Annotated in this window: 14 protein-coding genes; 7 read left to right on the top strand and 7 right to left on the bottom strand. The window is 71.6% G+C overall.

What is annotated here, in order from left to right; genetic code table 11:
- Positions 1–69: 69 nt before the first annotated feature.
- Positions 70–1,842, top strand: a complete 1,773-nt coding sequence (locus AB0L95_RS09780; RefSeq protein ID WP_365159569.1) for a streptophobe family protein — start codon at positions 70–72, stop codon at positions 1,840–1,842.
- A 250-nt stretch (positions 1,843–2,092) separates the two neighbouring features.
- On the top strand, positions 2,093–3,304 hold the full coding sequence (gene serB, locus AB0L95_RS09775) for a phosphoserine phosphatase SerB (RefSeq protein WP_365159566.1): 1,212 nt from the start codon (positions 2,093–2,095) through the stop codon (positions 3,302–3,304).
- Between the two features lie 96 nt (positions 3,305–3,400).
- Here the strand turns inward: serB and AB0L95_RS09770 are convergent, their stop codons facing one another.
- From AB0L95_RS09770 to AB0L95_RS09755, 4 genes are all read right to left on the bottom strand, one after another.
- A complete protein-coding gene (locus tag AB0L95_RS09770) occupies positions 3,401–3,919 on the bottom strand; it encodes a histidine phosphatase family protein (protein WP_365159563.1) in 519 nt (172 codons plus the stop codon).
- Between the two features lie 229 nt (positions 3,920–4,148).
- A complete protein-coding gene (locus AB0L95_RS09765) occupies positions 4,149–4,367 on the bottom strand; it encodes a hypothetical protein (RefSeq protein ID WP_365159561.1) in 219 nt (72 codons plus the stop codon).
- Positions 4,368–4,540: 173 nt separating this feature from the next.
- Positions 4,541–4,657, bottom strand: coding sequence for an SGM_5486 family transporter-associated protein (locus AB0L95_RS09760; RefSeq protein ID WP_365159558.1), 117 nt, complete (start codon positions 4,655–4,657; stop codon positions 4,541–4,543).
- Positions 4,658–4,827: 170 nt separating this feature from the next.
- On the bottom strand, positions 4,828–6,177 hold the full coding sequence (locus AB0L95_RS09755; RefSeq protein WP_365159555.1) for a CynX/NimT family MFS transporter: 1,350 nt from the start codon (positions 6,175–6,177) through the stop codon (positions 4,828–4,830).
- A gap of 100 nt (positions 6,178–6,277) precedes the next feature.
- Here AB0L95_RS09755 and AB0L95_RS09750 point away from each other — a divergent pair, with 100 nt between their 5' ends.
- Positions 6,278–6,967, top strand: coding sequence for a FadR/GntR family transcriptional regulator (locus AB0L95_RS09750; RefSeq protein WP_365159552.1), 690 nt, complete (start codon positions 6,278–6,280; stop codon positions 6,965–6,967).
- Between the two features lie 102 nt (positions 6,968–7,069).
- On the opposite strand, the gene fabI is transcribed toward AB0L95_RS09750, so the two are convergent.
- Positions 7,070–7,837 carry an enoyl-ACP reductase FabI gene (gene fabI, locus AB0L95_RS09745; protein WP_311698175.1) on the bottom strand — a complete coding sequence of 256 codons (768 nt, stop codon included), beginning with the start codon at positions 7,835–7,837 and terminating at the stop codon, positions 7,070–7,072.
- A gap of 5 nt (positions 7,838–7,842) precedes the next feature.
- Entirely contained in the window at positions 7,843–8,547 is a 705-nt protein-coding gene (gene fabG / locus AB0L95_RS09740; protein WP_365159548.1) for a 3-oxoacyl-[acyl-carrier-protein] reductase, read from the bottom strand.
- A 270-nt stretch (positions 8,548–8,817) separates the two neighbouring features.
- Here fabG and AB0L95_RS09735 point away from each other — a divergent pair, with 270 nt between their 5' ends.
- The 3 genes from AB0L95_RS09735 to tyrS all read left to right on the top strand — a co-directional run bounded on the left by AB0L95_RS09735 (position 8,818) and on the right by tyrS (position 13,112).
- On the top strand, positions 8,818–10,374 hold the full coding sequence (locus AB0L95_RS09735) for a TldD/PmbA family protein (protein ID WP_365159545.1): 1,557 nt from the start codon (positions 8,818–8,820) through the stop codon (positions 10,372–10,374).
- Complete coding sequence (locus AB0L95_RS09730; protein WP_365159542.1) at positions 10,371–11,765, top strand: metallopeptidase TldD-related protein; 1,395 nt, start codon at positions 10,371–10,373, stop codon at positions 11,763–11,765. The genes AB0L95_RS09735 and AB0L95_RS09730 overlap by 4 nt, the downstream gene beginning before the upstream one ends.
- A gap of 78 nt (positions 11,766–11,843) precedes the next feature.
- Entirely contained in the window at positions 11,844–13,112 is a 1,269-nt protein-coding gene (tyrS, locus tag AB0L95_RS09725; protein ID WP_365159539.1) for a tyrosine--tRNA ligase, read from the top strand.
- A 113-nt stretch (positions 13,113–13,225) separates the two neighbouring features.
- Here tyrS and AB0L95_RS09720 read toward each other — a convergent pair whose 3' ends face one another.
- Positions 13,226–13,504, bottom strand: a complete 279-nt coding sequence (locus AB0L95_RS09720; RefSeq protein ID WP_365159536.1) for a GlsB/YeaQ/YmgE family stress response membrane protein — start codon at positions 13,502–13,504, stop codon at positions 13,226–13,228.
- Positions 13,505–13,747: 243 nt separating this feature from the next.
- Between AB0L95_RS09720 and AB0L95_RS09715 the strand changes: the two genes are divergently transcribed.
- Positions 13,748–14,152, top strand: a complete 405-nt coding sequence (locus AB0L95_RS09715) for a DUF3099 domain-containing protein (protein ID WP_365159533.1) — start codon at positions 13,748–13,750, stop codon at positions 14,150–14,152.
- The last annotated feature ends 181 nt before the right edge of the window (positions 14,153–14,333 follow it).

Raw genomic sequence — 14,333 nt, 5'->3', positions numbered from 1 at the left:
GAGAGTGGTGATCCGACGCGAGGGGGACATCCGCGGTGGAACGCCGCGGGGCGGACCAGGGGGCGGGCGATGGGCGACAAGGCCGCGGAGGGCGGTGGGAGGCTGTCCTGGACGGATCTGCTGCTGTCCGCGATCGCCTCCGTGAGCTGGGCGTTGATCGGCATGGCGGGGACGGCGGCGCTCGGGCTGCATCTGCTCCGGGCGGATACGGACGGCTCGCTCGGGCCGATGACGGCGGCCGTCGTGGCGCTGGGGGCGAACGGGTCGGTCCGGCCGTCCGGGGATGTGTCGGCGTTCGGCCTGAAGGGAGCCGAGGCGACGACCGCCATCGACATCACGCCACTGGGCGTCGGACTGGTGGGTGCGCTGCTGCTGTCCTGGTTCTTCCTGCGGTCCCTGCGGGCGGCGGGAGCGGTGCTCGCCCCGTCGGAACTCCTCGCGCGTGCGGGCGCGGTGCTTGGGTTGTTCGTGGCGATGCTGGGCGGCCTCGCCTGGGTCGGCCACGACGTCGTCACCCTCGACGGGGGCTCGCTCGGGCTGGACGGACTGCCGGGCGGGAGCGGAGGCGGCGTCGATGTCCCGGGGCTCGGGAACATCGGCGGGCTGCTGCCGGACCGGATCGGGGACCTCGTCCGGGCGAAGGCCTCGGTCGGCTTCAGTGTCGAGACGGTGCCCACACTGCTCGGAGGTGCGGCTTGGGCGGCCGGTGTCCTGGTGATCGCGCTGCTCGCGTCCCGGCGCACGCCCCTGCCCCGGGGCTGGGAGGTCGTGCACCGGGTCGTGCGCCCGGCCGCGTCGTCGCTGGTGACGGTGGTGCTGGTCGCCGTGGTCGCCGGTCTCGCGGCGGCGGCGTACGCGGCGGTCGGCGACGACCATCCGGCGCGGATCGCGGGGGCTGCGCTGCTCGGGGCGCCCAACGGGGTGTGGCTGGGGATCCCGCTCGGCCTGTTCGTCCCGTGGGACGGCACGGCGACCGGCGCGCTGGCGACAGTGCTGCCGCACCCGCTGGACCGGCTGCTCGGCGCGCGGCCGCAGCAGCCGGTGACGTTGGAGCGGCTGGCCGGCCTGGACGGCAGGGTGTGGCTGCTGGCGGTCGCCGCGGCGCTCATGATGCTGTTCGCCGGCGTGCTGACCGCGGTGCGTACGCCTCTCGTACGAGCCGGGGATGCCGCGGCCGTACCGGGTACGACCGCCTCTGTCGTACGGGCCCTGGGTCCTCTCGGCTTCGCAGGGCGCTGTGCGCTTCGGCTCGGGATCGCGACGGCGGTGGCGCTGCCGTTCCTCGCCTGGCTGACGGACGTGTCGGTGGACGCCTCGCTGTCCGTGTTCGGATTCGACGCGTTCGGCGCCGGGATCGAACTGCACGGGTACCTCGGCGCGGCACTGTTGCTGGGCGCGGCGTGGGGTGCGGGCGCCGGGGCGGCCGGGGCGCTGCTCGCGTGGGCGACCGGGGCGGCGGGGAGCCGGGCGGCGCCCCGGGCACGGGGTGACACGACGTCGCGGGCGACTGCCGCACCCCCGTTCGCACCACGCCCGGCCGGTCCCTACGTTCCGGGCAACCCCTACCGCCCGCCGAACCCGGACACCAATCCCTATCTACGGCTGCCGGAGCAGCTCCGTGAGCCGGAGGACACACGGCCCGAGCCGCCGGACGGGGGCACGGGGTCCGCCGGGGCCGGCATGTACGGGGCGCCCACGGTGATCGGGCCGTTCGAGCGACCCGCTCCGCCGCCCGGACGTCGTCCCCGGGGGCCGCTGCCGCCCTCGGACCCGGGACCGCCCCCGCCGCCTCCCCCGCCCCCTGCGCCTCCGCCGCCCGAGCGGCCCCGGGGGCGCGGCTGACCGGCCGGCGAGGGCCCGTCTTCCCTGCCGCCCTCCGCGCTCAGGTCCGCGCTCTCCGGCCTCCCCTCCGCCCTCCGGCCCGCACTCCCCGGTCGGTCCGCTGCTCTCCCGTCCGCGCTCCCGCCCGTCCCATCCTGGGTCTTCGTCACCGGGCCAGCCGTTCGTCACCCACCCGCCATCCACTGTTCCGTGTCCGCCAGACGGACCGGGCACGCGGTAGGCACTGGGTGCCGGATACGGTGGAGACACCATGAGCGCTTCGCAGACCACCGACGCCCCGACTCTCCTTGTCAAGATCTTCGGCAAGGACCGGCCCGGCCTGACGGCCGGACTGTTCGACACTCTGGCCGCCTACGGCGTCGACGTCGTCGACATCGAGCAGGTCGTCACCCGGGGCCGGATGGTGCTGTGCGCCCTGGTGACGATGCCGCCGTCCGGGCTGGAGGGTGATCTTCGGGCGACCGTCCACAGCTGGGCGGAGTCCATGAAGATGCAGGCGGAGATCATCTCCGGGATCGGCGACAACCGTCCGCGCGGCCTCGGACGTTCCCTGGTCACCGTGCTCGGCCATCCGCTCACCGCCGAGTCGACGGCTGCCATCGCCGCCCGTATCGCCGACGCCGGCGGCAACATCGACCGTATCTTCCGGCTCGCCAAGTACCCGGTGACGGCCGTCGAGTTCGCGGTGTCCGGTGTGGAGACCGAGCCGCTGCGCACCGCCCTGGCGACCGACGCCGCGGCACTCGGTGTCGATGTCGCCGTCGTCGCGGCCGGTCTGCACCGGCGGGCCCAGCGTCTGGTCGTCATGGACGTGGACTCGACGCTCATCCAGGACGAGGTCATCGAGCTGTTCGCCGCGCACGCCGGGTGCGCGGCGGAGGTCGCCGAGGTGACGGCGGCCGCCATGCGCGGCGAGCTGGACTTCGAGCAGTCGCTGCACGCACGCGTGGCGCTGCTCAAGGGGCTGGACGCGTCGGTGGTCGACAAGGTGCGTGCCGAGGTGCGGCTCACTCCGGGCGCGCGCACCTTGATCCGCACGCTGAAACGACTCGGCTTCCAGGTGGGTGTCGTCTCCGGCGGCTTCACCCAGGTCACGGACGACCTCAAGGAGCGGCTCGGCCTGGACTTCGCGCAGGCCAACACGCTGGAGATCGTCGACGGGAAACTGACCGGCAAGGTCGTCGGCGAGATCGTGGACCGGGCGGGCAAGGCGCGGCTGCTGCGCCGGTTCGCCGCCGAGGCGGGCGTGCCGCTCGCGCAGACCGTGGCGATCGGGGACGGGGCCAACGACCTCGACATGCTGAACGCGGCCGGCCTGGGCGTCGCCTTCAATGCCAAGCCCGTGGTCCGCGAGGCCGCGCACGCCGCGGTGAACTTCCCCTTCCTGGACACCGTCCTGTATCTGCTCGGTGTCACGCGGGAAGAGGTCGAGGCGGCGGACATACACGACGACATCCTCTGAGGGCCGCTGAGCCGCACGGCGTCACCGCAGGCCATGGGGACTCCGCCGGGGGCGGCACCGTCACCGGTGCCGGCCCCCGCTGCCGTCCGTGAGGGGTTACTCGCTCGGCGCCCAGAAGTCGAGCAGGGTGGCCGTGCCCGGCTCCAGTGACTTCCAGGAGCCGTCGAGGGAGAGCACGACGAAGGCGGCGGCGGGGAAGCCACGTCGGCCCATCCGCTCAGCGGCCTCGTCCTCGGCTGTTCCCGAGAGGATCTCGGCGAGACCGTGGATGCCCGGATTGTGGCCGATCAGGACCATGTTCTGGACGTCGTCCGGGGTCTCGTTGAGCACGGCGATCAGCTCGCCGGGCGAGGCGTCGTAGATCCGCTCCTCATAGATGGTTTTCGGCCGGTGCGGAAGCTCCTGGACCGCGAGCTTCCAGGTCTCCCGGGTCCGTGTCGCTGTGGAGCAGAGGGCCAGGTCGAGGGGGATGCCGGTGTCGGCCAGCTTGCGGCCGGCGACGGCCGCGTCCTTGCGGCCTCGGTCTGCGAGAGGCCGCTCATGGTCGGCCACCTGCGGCCAGTCAGCCTTCGCATGCCGGAAGAGGACAATCCTGCGGGGTTCTGCGGAGCTCATGGGTCCCAGCTTTGCATGAAACAGGACAGGGAGCGCAGGGAGTTGACCCCGTCGGAAGCACACCCGCGGCCGGGCGTCCGACCTGGCCCTTCCGGGGCCTACCTCGGCAGACGTGGGCCGTCACCGGCGGGCATCGCAGGCGTCACCGCGCGTGGTAGGTGATCGGAGACGTCACCGCGCGTGGTGGGTGATCGGAGACGTCACCGCGCGTGGTGGGTGATCGGAGACGTCACCGCGCGTGGTGGGTGATCGTCTGCTGGATCCGCTCGACGAGATGGCCGAGGGCCGGGTCACCCCCCGCCCGCGCGTCCGCCGGATTGAGTATCAGCGCCAGCAGGAGCACGAAGGCCAGCGTGGGCAGCGCGAGGGCCCACCAGGGCAGCCGCAGGTCGAGGCCGCCCGTGCCCGTGGGCGCCGGGTGGGGCCGGGGGTGTGCAGGGGCCGACATGGGTGCCTCCGTGGGTCTTCGAACGGTCCGTGGTCCGCTGTTGGCGGCCACATCTCGAAGGTAGGGATTCGGAGGCCCTCAACCCATCCGGTGATCCACCCACTTGACCCTGACACTCACCCCCTAAGGGTTGCGGGGGACAACCCCCGCCCGCGGGCTGGGGACACCCCCCGTCAGGGCGAGGCGATCGTGGCGATGATGGCGATGATCACGAAGATGGCGAAGAACGCGCCGAAGACGAGCAGCATCTTCTTCTGGCCGTTCGGGGGATTCGGGTCGAGCACGGGCATGCGGTCAGTTTCGCACCCCTGCCCCACCCGGCCTCCGGCGGGGTCGCCACCGGTCGGCGGACCCACCGGACCGGTCCGCGCCCTTCCGGGCCACCCCGGCCGACGCGCCGGCGGACCGGAGCTGCTCGGGGTGCGTCCGCCCAGGTCGTCATGGACGCGGCGGCCGTGCCTCAGCGCACCGCCTCGTCCTCCACGATCCGGTCGCGGCCCGCCAGGACGCCCACCGCGACCTGCGGGACCATCAGCCCGGCCATCAGGGCGAGGGGCAGGCCCCAGCCGCCGCTGTGCTGGTAGAGGACGCCCACCAGCAGCGGCCCCGGGATCGACAGCAGATACCCGGTGCTCTGCGCGAAGGCCGACAGTTTGGTCACGCCCGCGCTCGTCCGGGCCCGCATGCCCACCATCGTCAGGGCCAGGGGGAAGGAGCAGTTGGCGATCCCGAGCAGCACAGCCCAGGCCCAGGCGCCGGCCGCCGGGGCCCAGTACAGGCCCGCGTACCCGGCGAGACCGCAGATGCCGAGCACGACCGCGATCGGCCCCTGGTGCGGCAGCCGGGTGGCCAGCCGCGGAATGACGAAGGCGAGGGGCACGCCCATCGCCATGGTGACGGCCAGCAGCACTCCGGCCGTGCCCGCGGACACCCCGGCGTCACGGAAGATCTGCGCCATCCAGCCCATCGTGATGTAGGCGGCCGTGGCCTGGAGCCCGAAGAAGACAGCCAGTGCCCATGCGGTACGGCTCCGGGTGATGCGCAGCCCGTCGGACTCGCCCCGGTCGGTGTCGGCGGTGGGGGCGCTCTGTACGGAACGGGCACCGCGCGGCTGTGCGGAACGGGCACCACGCACGCGGACGAACGGGATCCACGGCAGGACGGCCGCCGCCGACAGCACCGCCCAGAGCGCGAGACCCGGCTGCCAATGACCGCCCAGGGCGTCGGTCAGGGGGACCGTGGCCGCCGCCGCGGCGGACGTGCCGAGGGCGAGCGCCATCGAGTACAGGCCGGTCATCGAACCCACCCGGTCCGGGAACCAGCGCTTGACGATCACCGGCATCAGGACGTTGCTGACGGCGATGCCCATCAGGGCGAGCGCGCTGGCGGCCAGGAAGCCCGCGGTGCTCCCGGTGTAGGGGCGGATCACGAGCCCGGCGGTGATCGCGACCATTCCGGCGCAGACCACGGCGCCCGGGCCGAGGCGGCGGGCCAGTCGGGGGGCCATGACGCCGAAGACGGCGAAGCACAGCGGGGGGACGGAGGTCAGCAGTCCGGCGACGCTGCCGCTCATGCCGAGCCCGTCCCGCACCTCTTCGAGGAGGGCACCGAGGCTGGTGATGGCGGGCCGCAGGTTGAGCGCGGTGAGCACGATGCCGACGACCAGCACCCGCGTCGTCCACGCGTGCGTGCCGGCCGCCCCGCTCACGGGGTGCGCGCCCGCGCCGGCGTGTCCGGGGGCGGAGCCGGGGACCGGTGGGGACATGGGGACGGGTGCGGACGTCGTCGTCCCGGTCTCATCGAAAGCCATAGGGCTCATCATAGAATCATGGGATGAATCAGGGTCCACTTCCCTTGCGTTACGCTCCGGATTCCCCGGCCCCGCAACCAGGCCCGCACGAAGGACCGTCATGCCGCTGAGCCACCCCCGCCGATCCGCGTTGTCCGAACAGGTCATCGCCGAACTGCGGACCCAGATCACCTCGGGCGAATGGCCGGTGGGCTCCCGCATCCCGACCGAGTCCGAGCTGGTCGACCAGCTCGGGGTCGCGCGCAACACGGTCCGTGAGGCCGTCCGCGCGCTCGCGCACAACGGTCTGCTGGACATCCGCCAGGGGTCGGGCACCTATGTGGCGGCGACCAGCGAGCTGGCGGGCGTGATGCACCGGCGGTTCTCCGACGCCGACCCCACCCACATCGCCGAGCTGCGCTCCACCCTGGAGTCGGGTGCCGCCCAGCTGGCCGCCGAGCGGCGCACCGAGCGCGACCTCAAGCAGTTGGACGCGCTTCTGCTGCGTCGCGAGGAGGCCTGGCAGTCCGGGGACGCGGAGGCGTTCGTGACCGCCGACGCCACGTTCCACATGGCCGTGGTGGCGGCGTCGCACAACGACGTCATGACGGCGATGTACGCGGACCTGGGCGAGGTGCTGCGGGACTGGCTGCGCGACGACGTCGGCGGGGAGCTGACGCCGGAGACGTACATGGACCACACGGGGCTGGTGGACGCGATCCGCGCGGGCGACGCGGCCGCGGCGGCCGCGGAGGCGGCGAGCTATCCGTTCATGTGCCGTCCCGGCCGGTCACGGACCGCGAAGGGCTGACCGAACGGGTGATGCCCCGCTTCCCGCGCGCGGCGGGAAGCGGGGCATCGACCTCGTACGACGGGACCTGGGGCCCCACAGGCGACGTTCGCCCGTGACGGATCAGGCGCCGATGGCGTGCAGACCGCCGTCCACGTGGATGATCTCGCCGGTGGTCTTCGGGAACCAGTCGCTCAGCAGGGCGACGATGCCCCGGCCGGCCGGCTCCGGGTCCTTCAGGTCCCACTCCAGCGGAGAGCGGTTGTCCCACACGGAGGCCAGCTCGCCGAAGCCCGGGATGGACTTGGCGGCCATGGAGCCGAGCGGGCCCGCGGAGATCAGGTTGCAGCGGATGTTCTGCTTGCCCAGGTCACGCGCGATGTAGCGGCTGGTGGCCTCCAGGGCGGCCTTGGCCGGGCCCATCCAGTCGTACTGCGGCCAGGCGAACTGCGCGTCGAAGGTGAGGCCGACGACCGAGCCGCCGTTCTGCATCAGCGGCAGGCAGGCCATGGTCAGCGACTTCAGGGAGTACGCCGAGACGTGCATGGCGGTGGCCACGGACTCGAACGGCGTGTTCAGGAAGTTGCCGCCGAGCGCGTCCTGCGGCGCGAAGCCGATGGAGTGGACGACGCCGTCGAGGCCGCCCAGCTCCTCGCCGACGATGTCGGCCAGACGCCCGAGGTGCTCGTCGTTGGTGACGTCGAGCTCGATGACCTTGGTGGGCTTGGGGAGCTTCTTGGCGATGCGCTCGGTCAGCGTGGGCCGCGGAAAGGCGGTCAGGATGATCTCGGCGCCCTGCTCCTGGGCCAGCTTGGCGGCGTGGAAGGCGATGGAGGACTCCATCAGCACACCGGAGATCAGGACGCGCTTGCCCTCGAGAATTCCGCTCATGGTGATCAGTGACCCATTCCCAGTCCGCCGTCAACGGGGATGACGGCTCCAGTGATGTACGAGGCGTCGTCGGAGGCGAGGAACCGCACCGTCGCGGCGATCTCCTCCGGTCGCGCGTACCGGCCGAGCGGTACCTGCGACACGATGTTCTGGCGCTGCTCGTCGGTGAGCACCTTGGTCATGTCGGTGTCGACGAAGCCGGGCGCGACGACGTTGAAGGTGATGTTGCGCGAGCCCAGCTCACGGGCGAGGGAGCGCGCGAAGCCGACCAGGGCGGCCTTGGAGGCGGCGTAGTTCGCCTGCCCCGCGGAACCGAGCAGCCCCACGACCGACGAGATGAGGACGACGCGGCCCTTCTTGGCGCGCAGCATGCCGCGGTTGGCGCGCTTGACGACGCGGAAGGTGCCGGTGAGGTTGGTGTCGATGACCGAGGTGAAATCCTCCTCGGACATCCGCATCAGAAGCTGGTCCTTGGTGACGCCGGCGTTGGCGACGAGGATCTCGACCGGGCCGTGCTGGGCCTCGATCTCCTTGTAGGCCTGCTCCACCTGCTCGGTGTCGGTGATGTCGCACTTGACCGCGAGGAAGCCGGCCGGCGGCTCGCCCGAGCGGTACGTGATCGCGACCTTGTCGCCGGCGTCGGCGAACGCTTGGGCGATGGCGAGGCCGATGCCCCGGTTGCCTCCTGTGACGAGAACCGAGCGGCTCAACGGATCACCCTTTCGATAGCGGTCTGGAACCCCTGCATAGGCAGGCGCCTTCATCGAAAACCTATCGGTCCGGGCCGCCGCGCGGACAATCGGGCACCGACAGTGGCGTCGGGGGCTCGCTGTCGGATCCCTACAGAACCGGCCGCCGCGGGGTGAGCCGGGACGGTCCTGGGAGGCGAAGGTCCGGTCGCCGGACGCAAAGGTGTGGTCCGTACGGTCCCTCGGGAGACATGATCGGATCCGACAGGCCACGACAGCAGGGAGACCTCCGTGCCGCATTCCATCGACGAAGCCTTCACGGCACTGCCGCTGCGGGCCCTGGCCGACGCCGCGCTGGCACGCGCGCGGGCGCTGGGGGCCGAACACGCGGACTTCCGCTTCGAGCGGGTGCGCAGCGCCGCGTGGCGGTTGCGCGACGGCAAGCCCGCCGGATCGTCGGACACGACCGACCTGGGGTACGCGGTACGGGTCGTGCACGGCGGGACCTGGGGGTTCGCCTCGGGGGTCGATCTGACGCTCGACGCCGCCGCCAAGGTCGCCTCGCAGGCGGTGGCGATGGCCAGGCTGTCGGCGCAGGTGATCAAGGCGGCGGGGGCGGAGACGGGGGCACCTTCCACGCCTTTCGGGCAGTGGGGAAGGGTGGAGCTGGCGGCGGAGCCGGTGCACGCGGAGCGGACCTGGGTCTCCTCGTACGAGATCGATCCCTTCACCGTGCCCGACGAGCACAAGACGGGGCTGCTGGCCGACTGGAGCGCGCGGCTGCTCGCGGCCGACGGTGTCGACCATGTGGACGCCTCGCTGCTGACCGTCCACGAGAACAAGTTCTATGCCGATACGGCGGGCACCGTGACGACCCAGCAGCGCGTGCGGCTGCATCCGGAGCTGACCGCGGTCTCGGTCGACGAGTCCACCGGTGAGTTCGACTCGATGCGCACGCTCGCGCCGCCGGCCGGGCGCGGCTGGGAGTATCTGACGGGCACCGGCTGGGACTGGGACGCGGAGCTGGAGCAGATGCCGGAGCTGCTCGCCGAGAAGATGCGCGCGCCGAGTGTGCAGGCGGGTGTGTACGACCTGGTCGTCGACCCGTCCAACCTGTGGCTGACCATTCACGAGTCCATCGGTCATGCCACCGAGCTGGACCGGGCGCTCGGCTACGAGGCCGCGTACGCCGGCACCTCCTTCGCCACCTTCGACCAGCTCGGCAAGCTGCGGTACGGCTCCGAGCTGATGAACGTCACCGGCGACCGCACCGCCGAGCACGGCCTCGCCACGATCGGCTACGACGACGAGGGCGTCGAGGCCCAGTCGTGGGACCTGGTCAAGGACGGCACGCTGGTCGGCTACCAGCTGGACCGGCGCATGGCCCGGCTGACCGGGTTCGAGCGGTCCAACGGATGCGCCTACGCCGACTCGCCCGGGCATGTTCCCGTGCAGCGCATGGCGAATGTGTCGCTCCAGCCGGATCCGGCCGGGCTGTCGACCGAGGACCTGATCGGCAGCGTGGACCGCGGCATCTATGTCGTCGGGGACCGCTCCTGGTCCATCGACATGCAGCGCTACAACTTCCAGTTCACGGGCCAGCGGTTCTTCCGGATCGAGAACGGGCGGATCACCGGCCAGCTGCGCGATGTCGCCTACCAGGCCACGACGACGGACTTCTGGGGTTCGATGGCGGCCGTCGGCGGGCCGGGGACATATGTCCTGGGCGGTGCCTTCAACTGCGGCAAGGCCCAGCCGGGACAGGTCGCCGCGGTCTCGCACGGCTGCCCGTCCGCCCTGTTCAGGGGAGTCAACATTCTCAACACCACGCAGGAGGCCGGTCGATGAGCGCCCGTACGAACAAGCCGCACGAGATCGTCGAGCGCGCCCTCGCGATGTCCCGCGCGGACGGGTGCGTCGTCATCGCCGACGAGCACTCCACGGCCAATCTCCGCTGGGCGGGCAACGCGCTGACCACCAACGGGGTCACGCGCGGGCGCACCCTCACCGTCGTGGCGACCGTGGACGGCGTGCAGGGCACGGCGTCCGGGGTGGTCTCCCGCTCGGCCGTCACCGCGGACGAGCTGGAGCCGCTGGTCCGGGCCGCGGAGGCCGCCGCGCGCGGCGCGGGCCCCGCCGAGGACGCGCAGCCGCTGGTGACGGGGGTGGCGGAATCCCCGGACTTCGCGGAGCCGCCCGTGGAGACCTCCTCCGCCGTGTTCACGGACTTCGCGCCGGCGCTCGGCGAGTCCTTCGCACGCGCGCGTGCGGGCGGCCGCGAGCTGTACGGCTTCGCCAACCACGAACTCGTCTCGACGTACGTCGGTACGTCGACGGGGCTGCGGCTGCGCCACGACCAGCCGAGCGGCACCCTGGAGCTCAACGCCAAGTCCCCGGACCGCATGCGCTCGGCGTGGGCGGGACGTTCGACGCGGGACTTCAAGGACGTCGACCCGACGGCGCTGGACGCCGAGCTGGCGCAGCGGCTGGCCTGGGCGAAGCGCAAGGTGGAGCTGCCCGCCGGCCGGTACGAGACGCTGCTGCCGCCGACCGCGGTCGCGGACCTGCTGATCTACCAGATGTGGTCGTCGACGGCCCGGAACGCGGCCGAGGGCCGCACGGTCTTCAGCAAGCCCGGCGGCGGCACCCGCGTGGGCGAGCGGCTCTCCCGTCTGCCGCTGACCCTGCGCAGCGACCCGCACGAGCCCGGCCTGGAGGCGGCGCCCTTCGTCATCGCGCACTCCTCCGGCGACGACGCGTCGGTCTTCGACAACGGACTGCCGCTGACGGCCACCGAGTGGATCGGCGACGGGGAGCTGAGGCATCTGACGACCACCCGGCACAGCGCGGCCCTGACCGGCCTCCCGCTCGCCCCGGCGATCGGGAACCTGATCCTGGACGGCGGCTCCGACCGCTCCCTGGAGGAGATGGTCGCGGACACCGAGCGCGGGCTGCTGCTGACCTGTCTCTGGTACATCCGCGAGGTCGACCCGGCGACGCTGCTGCTGACCGGCCTGACCCGGGACGGGGTCTATCTCGTGGAGAACGGCGAGGTCACCGGGGAGGTCAACAACTTCCGGTTCAACGAGTCCCCCATCGACCTGCTGGGCCGCGCCGCGGAGGCCGGGCGCACGGAAAAGACGCTGCCGAGGGAGTGGAGCGACTGGTTCACTAGAGCTGCGATGCCGGCCCTGAGGGTGCCGGACTTCAATATGAGCTCTGTCAGCCAGGGCGTATAACCTCGTAGCCGGTGGTCGTTCGACCGCTGCCGACGTCATCCAAGGCCATCCAAGGTCATCCAAGGAGATACGAGAACCGTGACGGACATCGTCGACGAGCTGAAGTGGCGCGGGCTGATCGCCCTCTCCACGGACGAGGACGCATTGCGCAAGGCGTTCGCGGACGGTCCCGTCACGTTCTATTGCGGCTTCGACCCGACCGCGCCCAGCCTGCACCTCGGCAACCTCGTGCAGATCCTGACGATGCGCCGCATCCAGCAGGCGGGCAACCGCCCGCTGGGCCTGGTCGGGGGTGCCACGGGCCTGATCGGCGACCCCAAGCCGACCGCGGAGCGCACGCTGAACGACCCCGAGGTGGTGGCCGGCTGGGTGGCGCGGCTGCGCGGCCAGATCGAGAAGTTCCTCGACTTCGAGGGACCGAACGCCGCGACCATGGTCAACAACCTGGACTGGACCCAGGGCCTGTCGGCCATCGACTTCCTGCGGGACATCGGCAAGCACTTCCGCGTCAACAGGATGATCGCGAAGGAGGCCGTCGCCCGGCGGCTGAACTCCGACGCCGGTATCAGCTACACCGAGTTCAGCTACCAGATCCTGCAGGGCATGGACTTCCTGGAGCTGTTCCGGAGGTACGGCTGCACGCTCCAGACCGGCGGCAGCGACCAGTGGGGCAACCTCACGGCGGGCGCGGACCTGATCCACAAGGTGGAGCCGCACGTCGCGGTGCACGCGCTGGCCACGCCGCTGATCACCAAGGCGGACGGCACCAAGTTCGGCAAGACGGAGTCCGGCACGATCTGGCTCGACCCGGAGCTGACCACGCCGTACGCCTTCTACCAGTTCTGGCTGAACGCCGACGACCGGGACATCTCCAAGTTCCTGCGCATCTTCAGCTTCAGGTCCCGCGAGGAGATCGAGGAGCTGGAGCAGCAGACCGAGGAGCGTCCGCAGGCCCGCGCCGCGCAGCGCGGACTCGCCGAGGAGCTGACGACGCTGGTGCACGGCGCCGACCAGACGGCCGCCGTGATCGCCGCGTCCAAGGCCCTCTTCGGCCAGGGCGAGCTGGCGGACCTCGACGCGAAGACGCTGGCCGCGGCCCTCTCCGAGGTGCCGAACGTGCAGGTGTCCGAGCTGCCGTCGGTCGTGGACCTGTTCGCCGAGGTCGGCCTGGTGGCCAGCAAGTCGGCCGCGCGTCGCACGGTGAAGGAGGGCGGCGCCTACGTGAACAACGCGAAGGTCGTCTCCGAGGACGCGGTGCCCTCCCGGGAGGACCTGCTGCACGGACGCTGGCTGGTGCTGCGCCGCGGCAAGAAGAACCTGGCCGCGATCGAGGTCACGGGCGCCTGAGGCGCTCTCGCGCACAAGGGCCGGGTAGGTGATCCCGGCCGCGGAAGAGGGGCGTTCCCATCGGGGACGCCCCTCTTTCCCGGTGCTTCCGTGTCTTTGGGCTTCCCGTGCCGTCAGGCCCTCTCCCGGTGTCTGCCCTTCGTCGACATGTACGCCATCTCGCCCAGGAAGACGAGGACGACCGCGGCGGCGAGCTGCAGACCGTGGCGGCCCCAGTCGATGCCCCGGGTCTCCGCGATCCCGATGGCGCGGGCCACGGCGTTGCCGACGATGCCGCCGATCATGCCCATGATGGTGGTCAGCCAGAGCGGGCTGTGCTGTCTGCCCGGCAGGATGAGCTTGGCCAGCAGGCCCAGGATGAATCCGACGATGATCGCCCACAACCAGCCCATGGCTGCCTCCTCGTACGGCTCGACGCGAGCGGTAGGCCCAGTCTCGGGCGGTCCGCCATACGGCGCATGTCGGGTGCAGCCGTACGCGCGAGTGCACAGCGCGTACGCCCAGGCAGGGTGCCCCCGGTCTCGTGGCCGACGCAGGCGCGGCGTAACGTGGTGAGTGTTCGGGCTCGGCCCCTGACCGGGTACGGACCAGGTGCGGGCCGGGGAGAGTCCGATGCAGGCGGGTGGTGGAATGTGATGCGGAAGCTGCACAGCGGCGAGCAGGCCCAGGTGTACCGGATCACGGGCGCCCGGCAAGGGCTGGCGGCGGACGTACGCGGCCGGCAGCGTCGCTATGTCATCTCCATGACCATCCGTACGGTCGCGGTGATCCTCGCCGCCACGCTCTGGAACGTCGAGCGGCCGTTCGCCGTCGTCGCGCTGGTCCTGGGGGCGGTCCTGCCCTACGTCGCGGTGGTCATCGCGAACGCGGGCCGGGAGAACGCGCCGTCGCTGCCGTCGTCGTTCGTCAACGTCCCCGTGCGCCCGATGATCACGTCACCCGACGCGGACAAGCACACGGAATCCGTCCCGGAGGACGAGCCGACCGGTGCGGCCGGGCCCTCGGCCGACGTACGGGAAGAGCCGCGCGAGCGGGCCTGAGCCAGGCGGGCCGCCGGATACAGAATTCCGCCCTTCGCGAAGCTCAAGAAAAGCTCAGGACAATCATGTTGTTCCGGTGCCGGGCACCGGGTCACCCGTGACATACTTCGTACGCGCTCCGCATCCCCCGTCGGAGCGAAAGACCGACGCCGGGCAGCTCCCCCCGTGGCTGCTCGGCGTC

The sequence above is a fragment of the Streptomyces sp. NPDC052036 genome (assembly GCF_040680495.1).
GTDB lineage: Bacteria > Actinomycetota > Actinomycetes > Streptomycetales > Streptomycetaceae > Streptomyces.
The sequence above is the reverse complement of the archived record's forward strand: the minus strand, read 5'-3'. Positions and strand labels throughout refer to the sequence as shown.

Bases quoted from the DNA above. Each gene is read 5' to 3' on its own strand.
- AB0L95_RS09780 (WP_365159569.1), top strand. From the start codon at position 70: ATGGGCGACAAGGCCGCGGAGGGCGGTGGGAGGCTGTCCTGGACGGAT.
- serB (WP_365159566.1), top strand. From the start codon at position 2,093: ATGAGCGCTTCGCAGACCACCGACGCCCCGACTCTCCTTGTCAAGATC.
- AB0L95_RS09770 (WP_365159563.1), bottom strand. From the start codon at position 3,919: ATGAGCTCCGCAGAACCCCGCAGGATTGTCCTCTTCCGGCATGCGAAG.
- AB0L95_RS09765 (WP_365159561.1), bottom strand. From the start codon at position 4,367: ATGTCGGCCCCTGCACACCCCCGGCCCCACCCGGCGCCCACGGGCACG.
- AB0L95_RS09760 (WP_365159558.1), bottom strand. From the start codon at position 4,657: ATGCCCGTGCTCGACCCGAATCCCCCGAACGGCCAGAAGAAGATGCTG.
- AB0L95_RS09755 (WP_365159555.1), bottom strand. From the start codon at position 6,177: ATGGCTTTCGATGAGACCGGGACGACGACGTCCGCACCCGTCCCCATG.
- AB0L95_RS09750 (WP_365159552.1), top strand. From the start codon at position 6,278: ATGCCGCTGAGCCACCCCCGCCGATCCGCGTTGTCCGAACAGGTCATC.
- fabI (WP_311698175.1), bottom strand. From the start codon at position 7,837: ATGAGCGGAATTCTCGAGGGCAAGCGCGTCCTGATCTCCGGTGTGCTG.
- AB0L95_RS09730 (WP_365159542.1), top strand. From the start codon at position 10,371: ATGAGCGCCCGTACGAACAAGCCGCACGAGATCGTCGAGCGCGCCCTC.
- AB0L95_RS09720 (WP_365159536.1), bottom strand. From the start codon at position 13,504: ATGGGCTGGTTGTGGGCGATCATCGTCGGATTCATCCTGGGCCTGCTG.
- AB0L95_RS09715 (WP_365159533.1), top strand. From the start codon at position 13,748: ATGCGGAAGCTGCACAGCGGCGAGCAGGCCCAGGTGTACCGGATCACG.